Origin of the sequence: Aphanothece stagnina RSMan2012, assembly GCF_046764815.1 — a bacterium.
Classification (GTDB): Bacteria; Cyanobacteriota; Cyanobacteriia; order PCC-6307; family Cyanobiaceae; genus NIES-981.
Genome location: NZ_JBKOUC010000015.1, coordinates 63,681 through 83,382, shown reverse-complemented (window position 1 = coordinate 83,382; position 19,702 = coordinate 63,681). Strand labels below are relative to the sequence as shown.

At 61.0% G+C, this 19,702-nt stretch carries 25 protein-coding genes and 1 pseudogene; 12 read left to right on the top strand and 14 right to left on the bottom strand.

What is annotated here, in order from left to right; all coding sequences use genetic code 11:
* Window positions 1-17: 17 nt before the first annotated feature.
* Window positions 18-152 carry a hypothetical protein gene (locus tag ACLNEE_RS11460; RefSeq protein ID WP_412007147.1) on the bottom strand — a complete coding sequence of 45 codons (135 nt, stop codon included), beginning with the start codon at window positions 150-152 and terminating at the stop codon, window positions 18-20.
* 66 nt (window positions 153-218) lie between these two features.
* Between ACLNEE_RS11460 and ACLNEE_RS11455 the strand changes: the two genes are divergently transcribed.
* The 6 genes from ACLNEE_RS11455 (at window position 219) to ACLNEE_RS11430 (ending at window position 4,025) form a co-directional block, all read left to right on the top strand.
* Window positions 219-584, top strand: a complete 366-nt coding sequence (locus ACLNEE_RS11455; RefSeq protein WP_412007146.1) for an iron-sulfur cluster assembly protein — start codon at window positions 219-221, stop codon at window positions 582-584.
* 34 nt (window positions 585-618) lie between these two features.
* Window positions 619-1,125 (top strand): RrF2 family transcriptional regulator, encoded by a 507-nt coding sequence (locus ACLNEE_RS11450; protein WP_412007145.1) that lies wholly within the window; start codon window positions 619-621, stop codon window positions 1,123-1,125.
* 2 nt (window positions 1,126-1,127) lie between these two features.
* Entirely contained in the window at window positions 1,128-1,496 is a 369-nt protein-coding gene (locus ACLNEE_RS11445; RefSeq protein WP_412007144.1) for a HesB/IscA family protein, read from the top strand.
* Window positions 1,493-1,999, top strand: a complete 507-nt coding sequence (locus tag ACLNEE_RS11440; RefSeq protein WP_412007143.1) for a DUF488 family protein — start codon at window positions 1,493-1,495, stop codon at window positions 1,997-1,999. Before ACLNEE_RS11445 ends, ACLNEE_RS11440 begins: the two co-directional genes overlap by 4 nt.
* Window positions 2,000-2,058: 59 nt before the next feature.
* A complete protein-coding gene (locus tag ACLNEE_RS11435) occupies window positions 2,059-2,748 on the top strand; it encodes a hypothetical protein (RefSeq protein ID WP_412007142.1) in 690 nt (229 codons plus the stop codon).
* A 212-nt stretch (window positions 2,749-2,960) separates the two neighbouring features.
* A complete protein-coding gene (locus ACLNEE_RS11430; RefSeq protein ID WP_412007141.1) occupies window positions 2,961-4,025 on the top strand; it encodes a phytase in 1,065 nt (354 codons plus the stop codon).
* Here the strand turns inward: ACLNEE_RS11430 and ACLNEE_RS11425 are convergent.
* A complete protein-coding gene (locus ACLNEE_RS11425; protein WP_412007140.1) occupies window positions 4,022-4,534 on the bottom strand; it encodes a glucose-6-phosphate isomerase family protein in 513 nt (170 codons plus the stop codon). The two genes, ACLNEE_RS11430 and ACLNEE_RS11425, sit on opposite strands and share 4 nt — an antisense overlap.
* Window positions 4,535-4,645: 111 nt before the next feature.
* Here ACLNEE_RS11425 and ACLNEE_RS11420 point away from each other — a divergent pair, with 111 nt between their 5' ends.
* From ACLNEE_RS11420 to ACLNEE_RS11410, 3 genes are all read left to right on the top strand, one after another.
* Complete coding sequence (locus ACLNEE_RS11420) at window positions 4,646-5,731, top strand: 6-phosphofructokinase (protein ID WP_412007139.1); 1,086 nt, start codon at window positions 4,646-4,648, stop codon at window positions 5,729-5,731.
* An 82-nt stretch (window positions 5,732-5,813) separates the two neighbouring features.
* Window positions 5,814-6,038 (top strand): hypothetical protein, encoded by a 225-nt coding sequence (locus ACLNEE_RS11415; protein ID WP_412007138.1) that lies wholly within the window; start codon window positions 5,814-5,816, stop codon window positions 6,036-6,038.
* The gene (locus ACLNEE_RS11410; protein ID WP_412007137.1) at window positions 6,035-6,412 is read left to right on the top strand and encodes a type II toxin-antitoxin system death-on-curing family toxin; all 378 of its coding nucleotides are present in this window, start codon (window positions 6,035-6,037) and stop codon (window positions 6,410-6,412) included. The genes ACLNEE_RS11415 and ACLNEE_RS11410 overlap by 4 nt, the downstream gene beginning before the upstream one ends.
* A 61-nt stretch (window positions 6,413-6,473) precedes the next feature.
* Here the strand turns inward: ACLNEE_RS11410 and ACLNEE_RS11405 are convergent, their stop codons facing one another.
* Complete coding sequence (locus ACLNEE_RS11405; protein ID WP_412007136.1) at window positions 6,474-7,427, bottom strand: hypothetical protein; 954 nt, start codon at window positions 7,425-7,427, stop codon at window positions 6,474-6,476.
* A 163-nt stretch (window positions 7,428-7,590) separates the two neighbouring features.
* On the opposite strand from ACLNEE_RS11405, the gene ACLNEE_RS11400 reads away from it, so the two are divergent.
* Complete coding sequence (locus ACLNEE_RS11400) at window positions 7,591-8,139, top strand: PepSY domain-containing protein (protein WP_412007135.1); 549 nt, start codon at window positions 7,591-7,593, stop codon at window positions 8,137-8,139.
* On the opposite strand, the gene ACLNEE_RS11395 is transcribed toward ACLNEE_RS11400, so the two are convergent.
* Window positions 8,136-8,552: a ketosteroid isomerase-related protein gene (locus tag ACLNEE_RS11395; RefSeq protein ID WP_412007134.1), complete on the bottom strand. Its 417-nt coding sequence runs from the start codon at window positions 8,550-8,552 to the stop codon at window positions 8,136-8,138. The genes ACLNEE_RS11400 and ACLNEE_RS11395 overlap by 4 nt on opposite strands.
* Before the next feature lie 137 nt (window positions 8,553-8,689).
* On the opposite strand from ACLNEE_RS11395, the gene ACLNEE_RS11390 reads away from it, so the two are divergent.
* On the top strand, window positions 8,690-9,403 hold the full coding sequence (locus ACLNEE_RS11390; protein WP_412007133.1) for an N-formylglutamate amidohydrolase: 714 nt from the start codon (window positions 8,690-8,692) through the stop codon (window positions 9,401-9,403).
* Here the strand turns inward: ACLNEE_RS11390 and ACLNEE_RS11385 are convergent.
* The 10 genes and pseudogenes from ACLNEE_RS11385 to ACLNEE_RS11340 form a co-directional block, all read right to left on the bottom strand.
* Window positions 9,393-9,797 (bottom strand): type II toxin-antitoxin system VapC family toxin, encoded by a 405-nt coding sequence (locus ACLNEE_RS11385; protein ID WP_412007132.1) that lies wholly within the window; start codon window positions 9,795-9,797, stop codon window positions 9,393-9,395. The genes ACLNEE_RS11390 and ACLNEE_RS11385 overlap by 11 nt on opposite strands.
* Window positions 9,794-10,042, bottom strand: coding sequence for a type II toxin-antitoxin system VapB family antitoxin (locus ACLNEE_RS11380; protein ID WP_412007131.1), 249 nt, complete (start codon window positions 10,040-10,042; stop codon window positions 9,794-9,796). The genes ACLNEE_RS11385 and ACLNEE_RS11380 overlap by 4 nt, the downstream gene beginning before the upstream one ends.
* Before the next feature lie 47 nt (window positions 10,043-10,089).
* Window positions 10,090-12,528 (bottom strand): M14 family zinc carboxypeptidase, encoded by a 2,439-nt coding sequence (locus ACLNEE_RS11375; RefSeq protein WP_412007130.1) that lies wholly within the window; start codon window positions 12,526-12,528, stop codon window positions 10,090-10,092.
* Window positions 12,529-12,721: 193 nt separating this feature from the next.
* Window positions 12,722-12,889, bottom strand: coding sequence for a hypothetical protein (locus ACLNEE_RS11370; protein ID WP_412007129.1), 168 nt, complete (start codon window positions 12,887-12,889; stop codon window positions 12,722-12,724).
* Window positions 12,886-13,119, bottom strand: coding sequence for a hypothetical protein (locus ACLNEE_RS11365; protein ID WP_412007128.1), 234 nt, complete (start codon window positions 13,117-13,119; stop codon window positions 12,886-12,888). Before ACLNEE_RS11365 ends, ACLNEE_RS11370 begins: the two co-directional genes overlap by 4 nt.
* Window positions 13,120-13,193: 74 nt before the next feature.
* On the bottom strand, window positions 13,194-14,060 hold the full coding sequence (locus ACLNEE_RS11360; RefSeq protein WP_412007127.1) for a prepilin-type N-terminal cleavage/methylation domain-containing protein: 867 nt from the start codon (window positions 14,058-14,060) through the stop codon (window positions 13,194-13,196).
* Between the two features lie 15 nt (window positions 14,061-14,075).
* On the bottom strand, window positions 14,076-15,170 hold the full coding sequence (locus ACLNEE_RS11355) for a LacI family DNA-binding transcriptional regulator (RefSeq protein ID WP_412007126.1): 1,095 nt from the start codon (window positions 15,168-15,170) through the stop codon (window positions 14,076-14,078).
* Window positions 15,171-15,325: 155 nt separating this feature from the next.
* Window positions 15,326-16,111: a LacI family DNA-binding transcriptional regulator gene (locus ACLNEE_RS11350; protein WP_412007148.1), complete on the bottom strand. Its 786-nt coding sequence runs from the start codon at window positions 16,109-16,111 to the stop codon at window positions 15,326-15,328.
* Between the two features lie 87 nt (window positions 16,112-16,198).
* Window positions 16,199-16,360, bottom strand: a pseudogene (locus ACLNEE_RS11345) (LacI family DNA-binding transcriptional regulator); the annotation flags it as partial.
* 213 nt (window positions 16,361-16,573) lie between these two features.
* Window positions 16,574-17,626, bottom strand: a complete 1,053-nt coding sequence (locus tag ACLNEE_RS11340; RefSeq protein ID WP_412007125.1) for a serine hydrolase domain-containing protein — start codon at window positions 17,624-17,626, stop codon at window positions 16,574-16,576.
* 69 nt (window positions 17,627-17,695) lie between these two features.
* On the opposite strand from ACLNEE_RS11340, the gene ACLNEE_RS11335 reads away from it, so the two are divergent.
* On the top strand, window positions 17,696-19,612 hold the full coding sequence (locus ACLNEE_RS11335; protein WP_412007124.1) for a beta-N-acetylhexosaminidase: 1,917 nt from the start codon (window positions 17,696-17,698) through the stop codon (window positions 19,610-19,612).
* Window positions 19,613-19,702 lie beyond the last annotated feature (90 nt).

The window sequence follows — 19,702 nt, the reverse complement described above, 5'->3', positions numbered from 1 at the left end:
GAATCGGGACACGGCGCTCAGGTGCTCAGGGTGCGGCGCTGGGTGACCAGCTTGTAGGCCTCGACCCGATCACCGTCCTGCCAGCCGGTGAAGCGATCACAGCCGATGCCGTGTATCCCGACCGAATTAAGTGCGCCATGTTGGCCTGGCATGCGCTGCGCGAAGCCCTGGAAGGCCGACCCGAGACCGCGGGGCTATCGGTCAAAACGGAATAGCGCATGCCTGACCCGATCCCTTTTTCCCCCGAGACCGAGGCGCGACCGCTTGATAGCATCACCCGCGCCATCATTGAAAGCGAAGTGATTGAGGCGATTCGCACGGTTTACGATCCCGAAATTCCGGTGAACGTTTACGATCTCGGGCTCATTTACGGGCTGAACATCAATCCCGATGCGACGGTGGACATCACCATGACCCTTACCTCGCCCGCCTGTCCGGTGGCGGGAACGCTGCCGGGGGAAGTGGAACAGGCGGCGCGTACGGTGCCGCAGGTCAAAGATGTCCGTCTGGAATTAGTATGGGATCCTCCCTTTAGCATTGACCGAATCCCGGAACATATACGCCTTGAACTTGGCCTGTTTTGAATGGCCCCCGAATAACTCCTTTTTTTGATCACTTATGAGATTTAGCGCCCAAGAAGAATACGGTCTGAGATGCTTGGTGGCACTGGCCAAGCTTGGCCCTGGCGGCTCGCTGACCATTCCCGAAATCAGCAAGCAAGAAGGGATGACCCCAAGCCACGTGGCCAAACTGATGGCGATTTTGCGTCGGGCCGGATTTGTGAAGAGCACGCGCGGACAACTCGGCGGCTATACGCTGGCCAAGAGCCCGGCCGAAATGCCGATTCGGGCGATTTTGGAACCGCTTGGCGGCCGCATTTTTGGCGATGACTTTTGCCTTCGCTACAACGGAATCGAGCAAGAGTGCGTCCACAAAACCGACTGCTTGATTCGGCCGATGTGGGAGCAGGTTCAGTACGCCATTGATTCGGTGGTGAACCGGTACACCCTGGCCGATATCATGGAGTCGCGCATCGAGTCCCCCCCGCTTAAACTGGCGGCCGCCGCGGGTCGGCCCCACCCGAGTGCCCAGGCCAACTGGGCGATGGACGTAGAAAAGGAGTAGTCATGAGCGAGGTGCCTGTGAGTACGTTTCCGGTTGAAATTGCGCCCGAGGCCCGCGAACAAGTGCGCCGTCTCGTCGCCCGAAAGGGCGATGAAACCTCTTTTCTGCGCATTGGTGTAAAAGGGGGCGGCTGCAGCGGCTTGGAGTACGTGTTTAAGCTCGATCACCAACGTCGGCCGGGCGATTTAGAGGATTCGGTAGATGGGATCACCGTCGTCTGCGATCCCAAGTCGGCGACCTATTTGCAGGGCGCGCGCCTGGTGTTCACGGGCAACCTGATCGGGGGCGGATTCGCCTTTGAAAATCCCAACGCCGAACGTCAGTGCGGCTGCGGCACCAGCTTTACTCCGCGCCGTCCCCAAGCCTCGTGACTGAACCCGTGATTTTTACGGTCGGTTACGGCCGGGAAGACTTTGCTCACCTGAGGAAGCGCCTGCAAGCGCACGGCATTGTCCACTTGGTTGATGTCCGCACGTCGCCGTATTCGCGCTACCAGGCGGAGTTTCGGCCAGGGGTGATTGACCGATGCTGCGAGGAGGCGGGGCTGCTCTACTCTTACCGCGGAGATCTGCTGGGCGGCAAACCCAGTCAGCCGGCCCTGCAAACCGATGGCAAGGCCGATTGGAGCAAAATTCGCGCGTGGCGACCTTTTCAAACGGCGGTGGGCGAGGTGATTCGCCTGGCCGAGAGCGGGCCCGTCGCCTTGCTCTGCGGTTGCGAGTGGGCGCACAAATGTCATCGAGGCGGACTCTTGACACCAGCCTTTGATGAGAAAGGGGTCAAGCTGCGACACATTAGCATGGACGGAATCGCTCGAACCCTTGAGGAAGAGGTGGCCCACCAAAACGGTGGTCAGCTCGGTTTTGCTTTTTAGTGTCGCCGGGCCCGGGGGTGCCTCAAATCGAGGCCTCGCGGCGTAGACTTGAGAAGACCATGCTGACTCCGTACGACTGGCAAGAAGGGATTGGCCACCGCGCCCAATACGTTGAGGGGCGACTTGCTTCGGGGATCCCGGTTGCGGCCGCTTCCATTCCCGATGGAATTGTGCTGGCGACCTTTCGGGCGCAGTCGGGCAAGCTGTTTGAAGTGTACGACCGCATCGCCTATTCGGCGATTGGCCTGCAATCCGATGTGGAAGCGCTGCGCGTGGCGGCGGTGGAGTTCAGCCATCAAGAAGGTTTTCGGCGAAGCGAAGAAGACGTCACGGTGCCCCGCGTGGTCACCCACCTGAGCGAGCCGCTCAAACGGGCGTTCGGAGACTTTCGCATGTCGCCGGTCGTGGTGCGCGGCCTGTTTGGGGAAGTCAACGAGTCGCCGGATAAGGACAAGTTTTATCTTCTGGATTACGACGGTGACTATCATTTGCGACGAAACTTGGCCTTTTTGGCGGGTACCCGAGAAGCTATGTTGGCGATGGTGGAGGCGGTGGAAGGCGTGAACTTTGCCGAGGCCAAGCAAGAAGACGCTCTGGCGCAACTGCGAGAGGCAGTGGTGAAAGGGCTGGATCCGACCGGGGAACGGGCCGTGGCGGGCGAGATCCCGGAGTTCACTTTCGAAGCCGCTTTGCTCAGCCGGAGCAATGGCCGCGCCCGTCGGTTTAAGCTCTTGACGCCCCGCGAATAGCCCGGCCGACCCCTTAACATTGCAGGGGTACCATCCGTCAACCAATCATGAAGGGTATGCGGTCGGTTTTGGTGGGATGGACGGCAGTTTTCAGCCTCGCCTTAGTGGGATGCGCGGGAGTCGGAACCTCGCCGCTTGATAGCCCGGCGGGGCGCGGGGCCACGGCCCCGGCGGGAGCTCCTCGCGCCGCAAATGCTCCGTTGAGTCCGGTCGTGAGCACCGAGCCCGTACCCAACGATGCCGATGATCCGGCCATTTGGGTGAACCGAGCAAACCCCGAGCGAAGCCTGATTTTGGGCACCGACAAGATTGAAGAAAAGGGTGGGCTCTACGTTTGGAATCTGGACGGCAAGCAAGTCCAGGCCATCACGCCCCTTGACCGGCCGAACAACGTTGATGTCGCTTACGGCTTTGCGTTTGGGGACGGCAAGGCCGATATCGCCGTGGTGACCGAACGCAAAAGGCATCGCCTCCGCGTCTTCCGCATCGACCGGGAGTCGGGCAAGCTCACCGACGTTTCCGGTGTCACCGAGATTTTGAAGGATGCGGAGGGCGAGGGTCGCGAGCCGATGGGAGTCACCCTGTACACCCGACCTCGCGACGGGGCGGTGTTTGCGATTGTGAGCCCCAAAGCAGGCCCGGCCGATGGCTACTTGGCGCAATACCGACTTGAGGCGGACGGGAACAAGGTGAATGCCACCTTTGTGCGTCGGTTTGGCAAGTTCAGCGGGCGAGATGCGATGGGCGACGGGGAGATTGAGGCGTTGTTCGCTGATAACGAAGCCGGGATTGTGTATGCCGCCGATGAGAGATTTGGCATCCGCGCCCAGGCCGCCGACCCCCAGGCCGAAAATGCCGGAAAGGAGCTGTTTGTCATTGGACAGCAGGGCTTTACCGCCGATCGCGAAGGGATTGCCTTGCTTAAGCCCAGTGGCGCGCGCCCGGTGTTGCTTGCGGTGGATCAGATTGAAGGCGGGAGCGTGCTTCACGCCTTTGCCCGCCCGGCGGTCGGCACTTCGGCCGCTCCGACCTTTTTGATGACGTTGCCCACCGTGGCCGATGAAACCGACGGCTTGGACGCCACGACCGAGCCCCTGGGGCCCAAGTTTCCGGGCGGGGTGGTGGTGATGATGAACAGCAAAGATCGCAACTTTTTGCTGTTTGATGCCCGCGCGATTTTGAATGTGGCCAACGCGCCGCGTCCGGCGGCCGCGCCTCGCGCCGATACCCGGGCTACGCGTCCGCAGCCGGCTTCGGCCCGCCCGAGCGGCGGTTAGGGTCGAAAACGGCGAAGGCTAAAGCCCTCCGATTCGATTGCGGCGTAGTCGTGCCCGCAATCGGCGGGCCACGCGCACCAGAAAATCAGATCATCAGGGCCAGTGTTCACGGTTCGATGGGCCAATGCACCATCGATCCAATAGGTCACGCCGGGCTCTAACTGAACGGTGTGCGCGGCTCGGTCGCGGTTCATGAGAATCAGTTCCCCGGTTCCGGCGGTGACGATGATGAGTTCTCCCCGGCTGGGGTCAAGGTGAAAATGTCCCCGCGTCATATGGAATTCTCCGCCGACATCCCCGGGGTGCAAGATGGTGCTTCCCCACAAAACAGCGCCTGGAGTTCCATCGGGCTGGGGATGGTAAGCGTAGGTGGAATACAGCGGGCGGTCGGCGGCGGCCTTGGCCGCATCGACATCTTGCCAGTACTGCGCCAGATCGCCCACCGTGCGATGCGCGGTGAGGATCGGGTCGCCGGTGAGACGGCCTTGCTCCCAAAGGGTGTGGATCATGGGTGCAGTTTGAAGAAAAATGGCGAGTCACAAAGACGGCCTTGCCAAGGGTCCCGGCGAGGTCTTTTCGGCCAGGCGACGGATATAGCAACAGTGATAGAGTGAAGTTGGATGAGCCAACGCAAAGGCCGAATTGGCATCTTGACCGCCGGAGGAGACTGCGCCGGACTCAACGCGGTCATTGCCGCAGCGGTGAACTACGGTTCGCGGCTGGGGTACGAATTTGTAGGATTTCGTCGCGGCTTTGAGGGCGTGCTCTCGCCCATGGCCTTCCAAATCCTGACCCATGCCGATGTGCGGGGAATCAGCCATTTGGGCGGCAGCTTTTTGCACACCACCAACCGGGGCCGATTTGGGGGCAAAAAGGGCGCGGGCGATAGTAACCAGATTCCGGAAGAGATTCTGGAGGAGGCCCGGCACAACTTGGCCAGTATCAACGTTGATGGATTGATTGTCATTGGCGGAGATGGAAGCCTGAGCGCGGCCCTGCAGTTGGCCGAGCGCGGTGTGCGGGTGATTGGGGTTCCCAAGACCATCGACAACGATTTAGCCGCCACCGATCAAACCTTTGGATTTAGCACCGCGTTGGGCGTAGCGGTGGATGCGCTCGACCGGGTTCACACGACCGCGACCAGTCATGACCGCGTTCTGTTTGTGGAAGTGATGGGGCGGCATACCGGTTGGATTGCGCTCAAAGCCGGTTTGGCCGGCGGAGCCGATGCGATTCTTGTGCCCGAGTTCCCGTTTGATATCGACGATCTGGTTCGCTTTTTGCGGGATCGCAAAGCCGAAGGGAAAGGATCGGCGGTCATTGTCGTCGCCGAGGGGGCGGTGGTGGATGGGAAGCGGAGCTACGAGGCGGGATCGGCCAGCGAAGTTCGGTTTGCCGGCGTGACCAACCGCATCATGCATCTGGTGGAGCAGCTTGCCCCAGATGAGTTTGAAATGCGGGCCACGGTGGTCGGTCACATTCAGCGCGGCGGCACGCCCAACGCGCGCGACCGCAATTTGGCCCGCGCGTATGGCGTTGGGGCGATTGATGCCTTGGAGCGCGGGGAAGATCAGGTGATGGTGAGCCTGCACGGGCAAGAGATCATTACGGTCCCCATGGCCGAGGCCGTGAGTCGCCTGAAGGCGGTGGGGCAGGACACGTTGGAGTATTCCACCGCGCGCAAGCTCGGGGTGTTCGTTCACTAACTGGACTTCATGGGAACCCAAAGTCAAGAAGAAACGTCATGATAAATCAAGACGGCGATCGCGGTCGACTTGAGGTGACGACATGGCCATCCGACAAAAATTCGCAACGCAGGTAGAAACCGAACTTCTCGACCAAGTTCGTGAGCTCGCAGCCGGGGAAGGTCGTCAGATTCAATCGGTCGTGGAGGAGGCGCTGAAAGACTGGATTGAGAAAAAGTCCGGTCATCGGCCCCGGCCCGAGGTCATCGCCGCATACCACCGGAGTGTGGCGCAGTATCACGCGGTGTATGAAGAGCTGGCGAAATGACCAAGTACCTCACCTTGGGTGAAGTTCTCTTCATTCACGAGCAGGGCATCCGTACCTACGGAGGCGCAGATGGCGTCCGGGATTTTGGTCTGATCGAGTCGGCGCTCTTTCGGCCCCAGACGGGCTACTACGCGGACTTGATTGAAGAGGCGGCCGCGATTTGGGAAAGCTTGTCGCAAAACCATCCTTTTGTGGATGGCAACAAGCGGGTTGCCTTTGCGACGATGCACACCTTTTTGATCATCAATGGGTACGAGCTGCGAGCTGCACCCGACGCAACGATTCGAGATGTCCTCGGAATGTATGAACGCGGAGAATTTCGATTTGAGATGCTCGTCGAATGGCTTCGGCGCCACGCGGTCTTCGTTTCGTAGATTAAAGAAGCCCCCTTGCCAAATGGCGAGGGGGCTTTGATTCCGCAACAGGGGCTGAGCTTTACTTGCTCTTCTTGCGGCGGAGCGCGGCGAGCGCACCCAGGGCCAGAACCGTCATCGTCATGGGTTCGGGCACCGATTCCAGTTGGAAGTTATCGTAAACGACAAACGTCGCTGCCGACGCGGGGCTGACCGAAGCGAACGGGTCAAAGTAGCCCAGAATCGGTCGCTCGTAACCAAAGGTGGTGTCGATGGTTTGGTAGACCAGCGTGCCGTTCACACTCCAGCTCAGGATGTTGTTGAAGGATTCCAGCTGAATGCGCACCCACTGGTTACCGGCCTCGCCGGTAAAGGTGGTGCTGCCATTGTTCTGAGTGAACATGCCTTGCCAGAACGCGTTGCCCGAATCTTGCGCCGGAACCCAGGGGGAAAGCTGGTGCTTGCCCACAAACGCGTTGTCGGTCACATCTTCGTTCGCACCGTTGTAGAAACGGTAGTCGCGGGCCGCGCCCCCATCTCCGGTCAGGGCAACGGCGTAGCCGCTCGTGATGGGGCTGATGCCGCCCACTGCGGTCGCCGGGCTGGTGCCCGTGGTGCCGCCCGTCGGACGCTGAATCGCGCCGTTGGCGTTGTTCATGCCGACAAAGGCGTATTCGGTCGTTGCCGTGGTGCCCGAATAGTTGATCCACATATCCACCGAGATGCGCCATCCGCTCAGCGGGTTGGCGGGCAGAGTGTTCAGACGGGCAAAAATGGCTTCCGCCGGGTCGGTGCCCGCATCGTCGGTGTCGTTAGCGGTCAACCGCAGACCCCGAGTTCCGCTGCCGTTAGGAGCAGCCGCGATTCCGACGGTGGAGTAGTCAAAGAACGGATCGGCGCCGGCATCTCCGGTCGAGACCACGGTCCAGCGCGAGCCGGCATTGCCATCTTCAAAATCTTCGACGAACAGTTGGGCCGGGGCCGTGGTGGCCAACGCCAACGAAGCGATCGTCGCAAAGAATGCGTATTTCCTCATTGAATCCTATCCTGCGCGCGCCGCAACCGACACACGATTCGTACTAGTATTCCTATCACCGCAATCAAACGTGAGGGACTTCCGCAAAAACCCGTAAAGGTACGGGGCAAAGTCGTCGACCGGAACAAGGCGAACGAGTTTTGGGGTACTTCTACCAACAGAAATGTATCGCTGGTGGCGTCAAGCGCACAAGGTCGTCGGAATCGGGGCGGCCTTTTTTCTTTTGGTGATGGCGGTCACCGGTTTTCTCTTGAGTCTGAAGGGCGAAATCCCCTGGATGCGGCCACCGGTCGGAAAGGCGGAAAAGGTCGAGTCGCTGGCCGAGGTTGTCTCGGTAGATGTGGTCACCCGGGCTGCCCTTTCCGCCGGACGGCCCGATTTGCGCACCGCCGACGACATTGATCGCATTGACTACCGCCCGGGGAAGAACATTTTTAAGGTTGTGAGTGCGGTTGGCTACAGCGAGGTTCAGGTCGATGGCAAAACTGGCCAGGTGGTTGCGGTGGGGAACCGCAACGACCAGCTCGTGGAAGATATCCACGACCTTAGTTTTTTTGATGAAAGGCTCCGTACGACGGTCTCGCCCGTGATTGCCCTTGCGCTGGCCATGATGGCCCTGTCGGGCGTCGTGATCTGGACGGTGCCTATTCTGCGCCGTCGCAAGCACGCGCAATCGGGTGGTACTCAGGGCAAGCGGGGCGACGCGCCTTAATCAGTGGCCGGACTCACCGCTTGCACCCAGCCCTTCAGGTTGTAGTAACTGGTGACCCGGGTGATATGGCCATCCTTCACTTCAAAAAAGGCGGCCGCGGGAATGGAGTAGGTTTGGCCGGTGGCGGGGGGCAGTCCGCCATCGGTCGCTAAGTACTCTCCGGAGCAGGTGAATTCAGCCGCGACGCGCGTCGGATGGTCAGGATGAGTGAGCAGCACCAGGTCTGAGATGTGCTCTCGATAGCAACGATCCATGTGCGCCTTGAACGCCCGCACAGCGTCGATTCCAACCTCTTGGCCACCCTCATTGATGTCGTGGATCACGTTGGGGTGCAGGGTCGCCAGCAAGGCGTCGGCGTCGTGAGCGTTAAAGGCGGCAAAGTACGTCTCGACGGCTTGAAGAGCGGTACGCATGAACTTGAAATTATGCGGGACGAATCGTGCGGCCAGAGGAATTTGGTAGCCTGGAGATCATGTTATGGGCCCTCCTTTTGCCAGTGGATCCGCCGGAACCCCAGTCCAGTCCGTTGGTCAGTGTCACTGTAGGAGAGTTGCCGGTGGTCATCACGGCTTCCCACGGGGGGCAGTCGGCCGTGCCGGGGGTACCCGAGCGAACGGGCACCGATCCCCGCACCGGGCGCAAGGCGCAGCAGTTTGAGACGGTCCTTGATTCCCAAACCGCCGAACTCAGCGAGGCGATCTCAGATGCCTTTCAAGCTCGAACCGGCAAGCGACCCTACGTGGTGATTGCACGCTTTGCCCGCCGGTTCATTGATGCCAACCGTCCGCTGGAAGACGCTCTTGAGCATGCCTCCGCCGAACCGTTTTATGAGGCGTTTCACTTGGCCGTGCGTCAATCCGTCGATCATGCGCGGGCCAAATTTGGCGGCGGGCGACTTTACGACATTCACGGGCAGGGCAGCAACCGCGAAGTGGTGTACCGAGGAACGCGTTCTAGGTTAACGCTGAAGACACTGCTGGAGATGCACGGAGAAGCCGCCCTGACCGGCCCCCAAGGTTGGCAAACTCAGCTTGAATCAAAGGGGTGGACATTTATTCCGACGGCTACAGATATGAGCCGCGAGACAAAGTTCAATGGAGGGTATATCGTCCAGACTTACGGGTCACATCAACCGGGCGGGATCGACGCGATTCAACTCGAATTCGGAATGAACTACCGCCGGGCGACAGACCGCAAAAAGACCGCCGAAGCACTCGTGGATGTGACGCTCAGGTGGCTCGAGATTTTCCCGATTAAGCGGTAGGTTCCGGTCGGGTGCGCAGGTCGGTACGGCTCAGGTCATCCCCGGTGCACAGTACGGGTTCGTGATGGGTTTTGGCGAGGGCGTAGCTGTACACGTCGCCGAGGTTAAGGTTCGCCGGGTGGCCGCTCCCTCGGCCGTAGTCGCGGTAGGCCCGCGCGGCGATTTCGGCTTGCTCGGGGGTGAAGGGTTCAACGATGATTCCGTAACTCTTCAAAAACCCTACAAGGTTGTGGACAAGTTCGGGGTTTTTGCCTCGAATCGCAACGGCATGGCATTCAACAAGCGTGGCAGCAGAAATGCGAAGCTCCTCCGCCTGTTCAAATTCTCGTGCAACGGCCTCAAAACCAGGTTCTTGGAGAAGAACGGTAAAGACCGCCGAAGTATCGACGGTCACTTGGGCAGCCCCCATTCATCATACAAGTCGCGCTCAACCTGCCGGAAATCGACTCCGCTCTCTCGCGCCAGGCGCGCAAATTCAGCGGCGTATTCCCGCGCTTGCTCGTGAAGCTGCGATTTACTGAGCGCTTGCTTCCGGACAATGAGCGCCTGGCGCACGACCTCGGTAAGGCTCTCACCGGTCAGTTGGGCGATCTCCTTGGCGAGGGCGTGAACCGCTTCGTCTTTGATATTCAGCGCCATTCCACCATTCTACCGCAGAATGGTGGAATGGTGGAAAGTTGGGTGCCTCAGAACGCGTTTCCGAAGTAGACCGCGTTGGCAAAAGCCGCCGATCCCCCGAGCCAGAACCCGCGGAAGTTAGGATTGTCCACGAAGCCGACTGTCGCGCCTCGGCCCCTTCGACTGGCCGCAATCGCGACCGACCCCGCCGCCCGTCGATCTTGTCCGGCCGGAAGATAGCCCGCCAAGAGCGGTGATTCGGCGTACCGAGCCACGACCTGGCTGGCCGGAGCGGTGTAGAACGTGTTCCCGCGTCGCAAAACCGGGAGCACCGGATCTAGCCCCAGGGATAGGGGGTGGGTGACGTCAAAGTTGGCCTGCAGAATCGTGCCCGGAATGGTGCGGGCGCGGGCTTCTTCGGGCCGACTTGCGTAGGTGCTTTCGCCGGCCGGCGCGTCGGGGGTTGGCTTTGCGGTGAGGCTAAGAAGCCCGGCCGCAGCGGCCCAGTCGGTACCGGTGCCGGTGGTCACCAGTACGCCTCCGCGCTCGATCCAGGGGCGCAAGGCCTCTAGGCTGGCGTTGGTGACGGCCGGAGTCGTGGCGGTTCCGGTCGTCGCCGCGCTGGGTACAGCCCCTAAACTCCCGGTCAACACAATCACGTTGTACCGACTGAGATCCGCCGTGGCCACGGAGTCAAGAAGGGTCGTTTCCAGTCCCCATCGCCAAGAGAGCGTGTGCCAGGCCTCGCCCACCGCGTTGGAACTTTGGGTTGAGCCGCTGACCACCGCTACCCGGGGAGCCTGCATGACGTGAGCGCTGGGCGAACCCAAATCGACGCCCTCAATGGGAGCATTGATGCGGCTGATGTTCGTGAGTGACGTATCGAGCGAGCTCACCGCCAATCCGGCCGCCGCCGACTTTCGAACGATGTTCAGCAGCTCCCCGGAGGAGACTTTCTGCATCGCCACCGGAATGACAACGTGACCGGCCGAGAATGTACGTCCCCCGGCGGAAAATGGGCGCGTCATCAGGCGCATGTGCAGTCCTTGGCGGGCAAGCTCGTTGGTCAGGCGGGGAGTGTTGGCGTCACCCCACGGGAAAACGTAGGCCACTTTGGCTTCGTTCACGTTGACGGCGGTTCGATTGGGCCGGGCTGCGGTGCTGCGCGGTGCGCGGTCAAGCTCGGCGTACCGGACATTGAAGGCCAGGGGCAGCGTCCAGGCACTGACATCGTAAAAGCCGGTGTCGGGGAACTGGGTGCGCCGTTCCATGGCCGAGCGGAGCAGGCGCGCCTGCGGTTGGTTGAGGTTAAGCACGGCGGCGCGACCGGCGCGGTAGGTGTGGCCGCCCGCGGTCAGATCTTCGCTCAAAATTTCGGACCGCACTCCGTGCATCGCCAGCGTGTTCAGCAAGGCCTCGGCCCGACCTCGATGAAGCTCGAGATCGATCACGTAGGCTTTCACGGGCGAATCGGCCACAAACTGCGGCACGCTGGCGTAGATGTCGCGTTGGGCTTTCAGCAGCCGGGGTCGCAGTTGAAATGCCGCTTCTAGGGTGCCAATGGCCGCGGTGAACTGGTTTTTGATCGTTGCCGCAAAGGTGAGTTCCCCGTTCTGGGTGTCGCGGCGCAGGGCGCGGGCCGATCCCTGCTCAAACAGAATCCCCACCGCGCCGTTGATGTCGGGATAGCTTGACCCTTTGCCGTAATAGAAGTCATCAAACTGTTCGCGGGTGTAGTAGAGCGAGCCGATTTGGTCAAGCGCCGCGGCAATCGGTCGGCTGGCGGCAATGGTCAGCTCGTTCAGGATGTCGGGAGTGTTCGGGTTGTTGCGGGTCGGAATTCCGGGGTGGAAGTAGAACAGGTTGTCGCCCCCCATCTCGTGAAAGTCCGCTTTCATTTGCGGTCGCCAGTTTTGGTAAACCGAGAGGCGAGCCTGACTTTCGGGCTGCTGGGCGGGGAGCCAGTCGCGGTTCAAGTCAAAGAAGTAGTAGTTTGTTCGACCGCCGGGCCAGGCTTCGCTGTGCTCGCGATGTTGGGGGTCGGCGGTGGGGGTCGCACCCCGGAAAGTGTTGACCCAGTGGACAAAGCGGTCGTGACCATCGGGGTTGTAAAGGGGGTCGATGATGATGACCACGTTGCGCAGCCGCTCTTCGGCTTGCGGACTCTGGGTGGCGGCTAAGGTGTAGAGCGTGAGCAAAGCCGATTCGGCCGCACTCGGCTCGTTGCCATGAACGCCATGACCCAGCCAGAGAACCACCGGCATTCGGGCCAGTTGGGCGTCCGAGACCGAACCAGGATTTTCGCTCAGCTGCATGTTGGCTCGGCGAATCTCTTCGATCCGAGCCATGTTGCTGGGGTGAGAAACGGCGGCAAAAATGAGCGGCCGACCATCGTGACTCGTGCCGTATTGCCACGTCTGCACCCGATCGGAGGCCTGGTCTACGGCCCGGAAGTAAGCGTGCATCAAGTCACTGCGGGTGTGTTTTCCGCCCAGCACGTGACCCATCACGGCCTCGGGCCGGGGGATCCGAGGGTCAAGCCGACCGCCGAGGGGATTGGCCAGAGGTTCGGCAAGGGGAAGAGGCTGCGAAAAAACGGCGGCCGCAAAAAATGCCGCCGCTCCCGTAAACACGCCACGCATGATGCGAGTTTACGAGAGACGGCGGCTGCCAATCACCCGTGCTTTCAAAAAAACGTGATTAGTTTCCGGTCTGGCCGCCTTGCGATTCAGTGTTCATGCGGTCACGCCCGCCGGGAGAACCTTGATAGTCACCGGATTGGGGTTCCGTGCTGGCGGCTTCGTTACATCCGACCGCAAACGTGAGGGTCATGAGGGCGGCAATGAGGATGAGCAGATGCTTTTTCATGGGGTTTGGGGTTGGTTGGGTTGAGCCTCGGTGCCTTCAGGTCCGGTCGGCATCCCGGCCTCTTTTCGAGCTTTCGCTCGTTCATCGGTGAGGTTAAAGGTGTAGTCTTTGCCTTGCGGCTTCGAGGGATCTTCGCCCACGCCGGCAAAGTTGATGACCGCGAACACAATGCCAACGACGACCAAGGCTCCCAGGACGTACAAAATTTGCGGATTCAGCTCTTTTTTCATGGTGAAGATGAGGGAGGGGATGCGGCGAAGTCTCCCGGCCAGGTGACCCGCCGCATCATATATGTCGAGGGGGCTTAGTACGCCATGCTGCCGCGGTTGCTCGGGCAGGTGCCGTTGGTGCTGACCGCCCGTCGCGTGATAGCGCGCGGGAAGTAGCCGACGAACAGGTCGCCGTTGCCCCAGGCCAGCGGGTCCGCGGCAATGGTGCCTCCGGCGACGGCCTTGGCGTATTTGGCGCTGCTATCCATATAGGTGAAGTTCGCGCCGCCGCTAAAGCCGCCTTCCACGGTGCGACCGCCGAACAGTTCGTAGCCCCAGTTGAGCGCGGGGTTCGAGTTGTTCAGGGAGATCGACCAGACAAAGTTGATCGTCTGCGATCCGGCCGATTCGGGCTGGCACAGGCTGAACGTCCAGGCCTGCTGCTGCGGGCCCATCATCACGATGGTCGAAGGCTCATCCACCGCCGTCATGCTGGTGGCGCCAGGGTTGTTGGGCGCGGCATCGCCACGGCTCACCATGTGGTTCAGCGCGTAAGTCACGCGATACACGTTGGTAAGGGTGGTGTCGGTGGCGCTGGTTTGACCCGGCAGCCAGTAAGGGTCGTTGGCCGGGTGGCCGTAGACCGTCGATCGGTTGTGGTTGGTGGAGAAGATCTGACGATTCTTCACGTAGGGCATCACGCGATCCGTCCAGAAGGCACCCATGCTGCGGGCGGGGGAACTGGTCCACGTGGGGTGAGCCCACGGGAACGAGATCATCGTGTCGTCGTAATCGGCGGCGTAGATGTTCATCGCCGTCCCGAGTTGCTTGAGGTTAGAGAGGTCACTGGTCTTTTTCGCCGCAAGTTTGGCCTGGGCAAAGACCGGGAACAGAATGGCAGCCAGGATTGCAATGATTGCAATGACCACCAGAAGCTCAATCAGAGTAAACGCTTTTTTCATGAGGGAATCCCGCGGTTAGGGATGGACGGGGGCCGTGCTGGCCTGAACGACGAGAGTTGGGGCGTGCCGCACGACCATCCCCGGGGGGGGCGTGCGATCGCGGAGCAGAATCTGGAGAGCGTTTTCGGCCATCTCGCGCAGGGGTTGGCGGATGGTCGTCATCGCGGGTTCAATCAAGCTAAAGTAGCTGGGTTCGTCGTACGCAACGATCGAAAGATCAAGGGGCAGTCGAATATCGAGTCGGCGTGCGAGCGAGGTGATACGAAGGGCGACTTCAGCGCCCGCCGCAAAAATGGCGGTCGGGGGACGGGGGCCGGTGAGCAGATCCATCACTTGACCATCCGTGCCTTCGTCGCTGCCATCCATCCGCGAAAAGAACAGCGGTCGGTAAGGGGTCAGGCCGCGCAGTTGCATCTGAACTTCGTAGCCGCGCCAGCGATCTTGGGTGTTGCTGTCTTCGGGGAATGCGCCTACATACGCGATGTCACGATGCCCTAATCCGGCAAGGTGTTCGATGGCCAGCCCTGCGCCTAAGATGTTGTCGCTATCGACGGTGGGCCAAGGGAAGTCATCCCAGCTGCATCCCAGCGCGACCACCCGACCGGCTCGGTCGGCAAGCTCGCGGGCGACGGTCTGTTGGTGATGCGGGAAGGCGATGAGCACGACCCCGGTCGAGTCATCGATTTGATCCAAGGAAGGATGCAAACGATCGAGAACCGAAAACTCCAACCCTTCGCTTTGGCAGGCTCGCGAAAGGGAGCTGAGCAAGACCCCGAAGTAGAAATCCTCCCACGCATAGCTGGGGTCTTCGTTCGCGACGCCGACCACGCGGCGCAGCCCCAGGGGTGCGCGGGGGGATTGGCTGACGAAGGTGCCTTTGCCCTTGGCGCGCTCCAGAACTCCATCGGCCACCAAGGCCAAGATGGCGCGGTTCGCGGTCATGCGGCTAACGCCTAGGGCGGCGGCAATTTCAGGCTCTCCGGGTAGCTGACTTCCCGGTTCGTACACGCCCTGACGCACCAGATCCTCCAGCCGCTCGCGCACCAGCTGGTGCGTCGGCTTATCCGGACTGCGATCCAGGGGATCGCCAAGGGGCGTGACGGGTGACATCGTCGTCAACCTGGGCAATGTGTCTAGTCACATCGGTCTGTGTCTAGACAGGTTGAGCGAGTATGTTTATATCACCGCATACATTGCAAGCCCTGGGGCGAAAAAATGCAGAAATTGTCCCCGAAATCGCAGTATTGCGGGATAGCCCGCAACAATCAGCCGTTTGCAGGGCGCGTGGATTGACGGAGCACGACCCGCATGGGCAGGTTCAATGTGCGCGTCTCCGGGGTGTTTTTGTCCATGCGCTCAACGAGCCAAGCCCAGGCTTGTCGTGCAATTTCTTCTAGCGGCACGGCCAGGCTCGAAAGGGGAATGACAAAATCGGCTCCTTCAGGTGAATCGCCGTAGCCCAGCACCTGAACGTCGTTGGGAATGTTCAGCTTCCGATCCACCAGGGCTCGGGCGCAGCCAATGGCGAGGGTGTCGGAGAAGGCAAAGATGGCATCCGGTGCGGGGCGTTGATCCAGGGCCGCGGCAAGGGCCGTGCGGGCGGCACCGCTGTTTTCACCCGGAGCTGCGACGATGAACGGCTTGAGTCCGGCTTCGAGCAGCGCTTCGGTGTAGCCGCGGCGTCTCTGCTCGCGTGGGAATCGCTCGAAAACCCACTCGGGCGTGACGAACCAAATCCGGCGGGCTCCGGTCGCAATCAGGTGTTCCACACCCGCTTTGGCCCCGGCCGTCGCATCCCAGGATACGCAGTCGCCGTTCGTGACTTCTTCGAGCCCGATCACCACGATGGGAGGGTGCCCGTTGGCGGGGAGGCGGCGGAACGCCTGGGCGGCGCTCCCAGAATCGAGCGTGATGATGCCATCTACTGGCCACTGGGACGGGGGTGGCTGATCGGGAACCAGGGCCTGCTCGCGATCCAGCCCGTTGATCATCAGGTCGTAACCATCCGCCCGGGCGCAACGATGAAACGCCTGCAGAAAGTTAAGATACATGGGCACCGGGCGGTCAATGGGCATCCAAATCGCGACGAGGTGGCTCCGCCCACCGCGCATGGCCTGGGCGTATCGGTTGGGTTGGTAGCCCAGTTGAACAGCGGCTTCACGGACTCGATTCCGGGTCGCTTCGGGCAGCCGCACGGTGGTATTGCCGGAGAGAACGTGCGAAGCGGTCTGAACGGATACTTGGGCTAGCCGCGCAACGTCGGCCAGCGTGATGCGTTTCGGGGAATTTCTCTCGGACAAGTCTTTTCAAGATACCGCTCTGGTCTCTGCTTTTCGAGCGGTAAACGAAGGAACGAAGCCAGGGAAGCGTTCTTTATGTCGGCCGCGGAAGAAGAGTGGACAGCTTTTCCAAACAAAAGGTGGCGATCTGAGCCATGCAGTATCTCTTTATGAGAAAGACATTTTTTTGCCCGACCGCCCGGCACTTTGGCCCGGTTTTCCCGACCAGCGGCGCTATCGTCGACTTTGCACCAAGGCCTGTACCACCTCATCGGCGACATCCTTGACCCGTTCGCCTTCCGAATTAGTAACGACGAGATAGGCGCGATCAAGCGCGGATGCGACCCATACCAGGGCGTAGTTCATGGTGTTGCTTCCCGCGTGGAGGTAGGCCCGTCCACCGGCCCAGGCGCGATCGGCAATCATCCAACCCCGGCCATAGGTGGCCCCAGGTTCGACATGATGCAGGGCCTTGGCAACGTCGGGCGGTAACAACCGCGACTGCCCGCGTCCGCTCCGCAGGAACTCCTGAACGAACTTGGCCCAGTCGGCCAGGCTCATGTGGATGGTTCCGGCAGGCGCAAACACGCGGGGATTATCGAGCGTGCCCCGATTCGGCATGGGGCGCTCGGGGGGACGGTGCGGCCAGGGTTGATCGTTGGCTTCAAACTGCGCCATGTTGCCGAAACCGGCGGTCGTGATGCCGAGCGGGTCGAACACCCGGGTTTTCATCAGCGATTCATAGCTTTGCCCGGTGACCGCCTCGGCCATTCCTCCGGCCACGATGTAGCCCATGTTGCTGTACCGATAGCTTTCGCCCGGGTCGCTGAGGGGAGCGAGGCTGAGGATGGTGAAGACGGCTCCGGCGCGATCGGGCCCGCCCGCGGCGGCATCAAATCGGCGGATGCTGGCCTGGTTGGGGACGCCGGCCCGGTGAGTCAGGAACTGGTTTAGTGGTACATCGGCTAGCGCGGTCACGGTTTCGGGGAGTCGCGATCCAAAGACTTGCCGGGGGGTGGATTCCCAGGTGAGCTTGCCCTCGGCGACCAGGCGGGCTAACAGGTAGACCGTCATGGCCTTACCGCAACTGCCCAAGTGCCACTTATCATTCAATTGCGCCGTGGCGCGTTCGCCTACCCTTCGCACGCCGGAAACGCCTTGCCACAAAATCCGATCTGAAGTGAGCACGGCCGCGCCCAAGGCGGGAAGTCCGCTCTTTTCGCGAATGGCGTCCAGGTCGACCGGGGCCGCGACTTGCAGGCCAAGCGCGAAAATCGCCGCAATCATCGACATCATGAAGGCAGACGCGTGCCAGGGTAGTCAGGTCGCCGCCAGGCTTAGTAGACTGGGGCCCTCATGCTGATTGCAATGATGGCCTTGGGCAACGTGGCCCCGGCAGAAGTGGGACTTGCCTTGGTGCCTCGTCCCCAAGAGGTGCGGGTGACGGGCGCGCCGGTGCCCCTCAATCCCACCGCAACCATTGCCTCCGATCCGGAATTCAAAGGTCTGGAGCGCACCTGGCGCGAATGGGTGCGTCCGGCCACGGGTTTCTCATTTCCGCCCGTTTCGGCGGGGCAGCCCGCCACGCTCACGCTTCGCAAATCGAGCGACGTGACGCTGGGAGAGGAAGGCTATTCCCTCAGCGTGACTCCGCAGGGAATCACCGTTTTGGCGTATCGACCCGCCGGGGCGTTTTACGGATTGCAAACCCTGCGTCAGCTGCTGCCTCCGGCCATCTACGCCCGAACGCGCCAATCGGTGGAATGGACAATTCCGCAGGTTGAGATTCGAGATGTTCCGCGTTTTCAATGGCGGGGTCTCATGCTCGATGTCGCGCGGCACTACCAGCCGGTCAAGGAGATCAAGCGGTTCATCGACCTGCTGGCGATGCACAAGCTGAACACCTTCCACATGCACCTCACGGATGACCAAGGTTGGCGAGTGGAGATCAAAAAGTACCCTCGGTTGACCGAGATTGGAGCGTGGCGGTCGGAAACGGTGATTGGTCGCAATACGGGCAAATTCGACGGCATTCCGCACGGGGGGTACTACACGCAGGACGAACTGCGGGAGATCGTGGCTTATGCGGCGGATCGCTTCATCACCGTCGTGCCCGAAATTGATATGCCCGGGCACATGGTGGCGGCGATTGCCGCCTATCCTGAACTGGGCGACGGGAAGCCCGCCGAGGTGATGAAAGAGTGGGGAGTGAGCCCGCGCGTGCTCAACACCCGGGAATCCACGGTTCAGTTTTGCCGCGATGTGCTGGATGAGGTGATGGCCATCTTCCCCAGCCGGTTCATTCATATTGGCGGCGATGAATGCCCCAAGGATCAGTGGCGGAAGGATCCTGAAGAGCAGCAGCGCATGCGCGAGCGCGGTTTAAAGACGGAATACGAACTGCAAAGCTGGTTCATTCGGCAAATGGATGCGCATATCCAATCGCGCGGGCGCCGCCTGATTGGCTGGGATGAGATTCTTGAAGGAGGCCTGGCCGATGGCGCGGCCGTGATGAGCTGGCGCGGAACTGCCGGTGGGGTCGCCGCCGCCAAGCTGGGCAAAGACACCGTCATGAGCCCGACCAGCCACATGTATCTGGACTACTACCAATCGCGCAATGCCGATGAGCCCTTGGCGATTGGAGGGTTCTTGCCGCTTCGGGGGGTGTATTCGTTCGATCCTATGGTCGCAGAGATTCCGGAGGACAAGCGCCACCACGTTCTGGGGGTGCAGGGCAATTTGTGGACGGAATACATGAAGACCTATGCTCATGTGGAGTACATGGCGTACCCCCGAGGGTGCGCGGTGGCCGAGGTTGGGTGGACAAACCAGAATCTGCGTTCCTTTGATGACTTCCTGGCGAGACTCGGCGTGCATCTTGAGCGGCTCACCGTGCTTGGGGTGAACTTTAGGCCGATGTCGCCGGAGGATGTGCCGGCGGCGGCTTGGTCTCCGGAGCAGATGAGCGAGGAGTGGCAAGAACGCGAATGGGATCTGACGGCGGCCATTAAGGCGAGCGGCGCGTACCGCGTGCGGTTCGAATTTTCGCACGGGGCCCATCGCATGGATATTCGGTGGGCCGAGCTTTGGGTGGGAGGCATCCGCGCGGGCCGGGTGGAGCAGCTCGGCACAACGGGCGGCCGCAACGAAGGGAATGCCTACGATTTTCCCTCCGTGAACCTCTCTCCCGGGTCGAAAGTGACGCTCCGGGCCAGTGTTCGGAGCGACGGCGGCACCGATTCTCACGGCCAGATTCTGGTGGAGCGGCGATAAGGGAGGGCTTTTCTCGAGGTCGACGATCGGCCCTCTGCGGCTCCGATGTCCGTTCACTCGCGCAGGCCAACCCCCTTAAAACAACAAAAC

Excerpts from the sequence above, each read along its gene's own strand:
- ACLNEE_RS11460 (WP_412007147.1), bottom strand. The coding sequence starts at position 152 with ATGCCAGGCCAACATGGCGCACTTAATTCGGTCGGGATACACGGCATC.
- ACLNEE_RS11455 (WP_412007146.1), top strand. The coding sequence starts at position 219 with ATGCCTGACCCGATCCCTTTTTCCCCCGAGACCGAGGCGCGACCGCTT.
- ACLNEE_RS11450 (WP_412007145.1), top strand. The coding sequence starts at position 619 with ATGAGATTTAGCGCCCAAGAAGAATACGGTCTGAGATGCTTGGTGGCA.
- ACLNEE_RS11445 (WP_412007144.1), top strand. The coding sequence starts at position 1,128 with ATGAGCGAGGTGCCTGTGAGTACGTTTCCGGTTGAAATTGCGCCCGAG.
- ACLNEE_RS11435 (WP_412007142.1), top strand. The coding sequence starts at position 2,059 with ATGCTGACTCCGTACGACTGGCAAGAAGGGATTGGCCACCGCGCCCAA.
- ACLNEE_RS11425 (WP_412007140.1), bottom strand. The coding sequence starts at position 4,534 with ATGATCCACACCCTTTGGGAGCAAGGCCGTCTCACCGGCGACCCGATC.
- ACLNEE_RS11420 (WP_412007139.1), top strand. The coding sequence starts at position 4,646 with ATGAGCCAACGCAAAGGCCGAATTGGCATCTTGACCGCCGGAGGAGAC.
- ACLNEE_RS11415 (WP_412007138.1), top strand. The coding sequence starts at position 5,814 with ATGGCCATCCGACAAAAATTCGCAACGCAGGTAGAAACCGAACTTCTC.
- ACLNEE_RS11410 (WP_412007137.1), top strand. The coding sequence starts at position 6,035 with ATGACCAAGTACCTCACCTTGGGTGAAGTTCTCTTCATTCACGAGCAG.
- ACLNEE_RS11405 (WP_412007136.1), bottom strand. The coding sequence starts at position 7,427 with ATGAGGAAATACGCATTCTTTGCGACGATCGCTTCGTTGGCGTTGGCC.
- ACLNEE_RS11400 (WP_412007135.1), top strand. The coding sequence starts at position 7,591 with ATGTATCGCTGGTGGCGTCAAGCGCACAAGGTCGTCGGAATCGGGGCG.
- ACLNEE_RS11395 (WP_412007134.1), bottom strand. The coding sequence starts at position 8,552 with ATGCGTACCGCTCTTCAAGCCGTCGAGACGTACTTTGCCGCCTTTAAC.
- ACLNEE_RS11380 (WP_412007131.1), bottom strand. The coding sequence starts at position 10,042 with ATGGCGCTGAATATCAAAGACGAAGCGGTTCACGCCCTCGCCAAGGAG.
- ACLNEE_RS11375 (WP_412007130.1), bottom strand. The coding sequence starts at position 12,528 with ATGGGTCACGTGCTGGGCGGAAAACACACCCGCAGTGACTTGATGCAC.
- ACLNEE_RS11370 (WP_412007129.1), bottom strand. The coding sequence starts at position 12,889 with ATGAAAAAGCATCTGCTCATCCTCATTGCCGCCCTCATGACCCTCACG.
- ACLNEE_RS11365 (WP_412007128.1), bottom strand. The coding sequence starts at position 13,119 with ATGAAAAAAGAGCTGAATCCGCAAATTTTGTACGTCCTGGGAGCCTTG.
- ACLNEE_RS11360 (WP_412007127.1), bottom strand. The coding sequence starts at position 14,060 with ATGAAAAAAGCGTTTACTCTGATTGAGCTTCTGGTGGTCATTGCAATC.
- ACLNEE_RS11355 (WP_412007126.1), bottom strand. The coding sequence starts at position 15,170 with ATGTCACCCGTCACGCCCCTTGGCGATCCCCTGGATCGCAGTCCGGAT.
- ACLNEE_RS11350 (WP_412007148.1), bottom strand. The coding sequence starts at position 16,111 with ATGTATCTTAACTTTCTGCAGGCGTTTCATCGTTGCGCCCGGGCGGAT.
- ACLNEE_RS11340 (WP_412007125.1), bottom strand. The coding sequence starts at position 17,626 with ATGATTGCGGCGATTTTCGCGCTTGGCCTGCAAGTCGCGGCCCCGGTC.
- ACLNEE_RS11335 (WP_412007124.1), top strand. The coding sequence starts at position 17,696 with ATGCTGATTGCAATGATGGCCTTGGGCAACGTGGCCCCGGCAGAAGTG.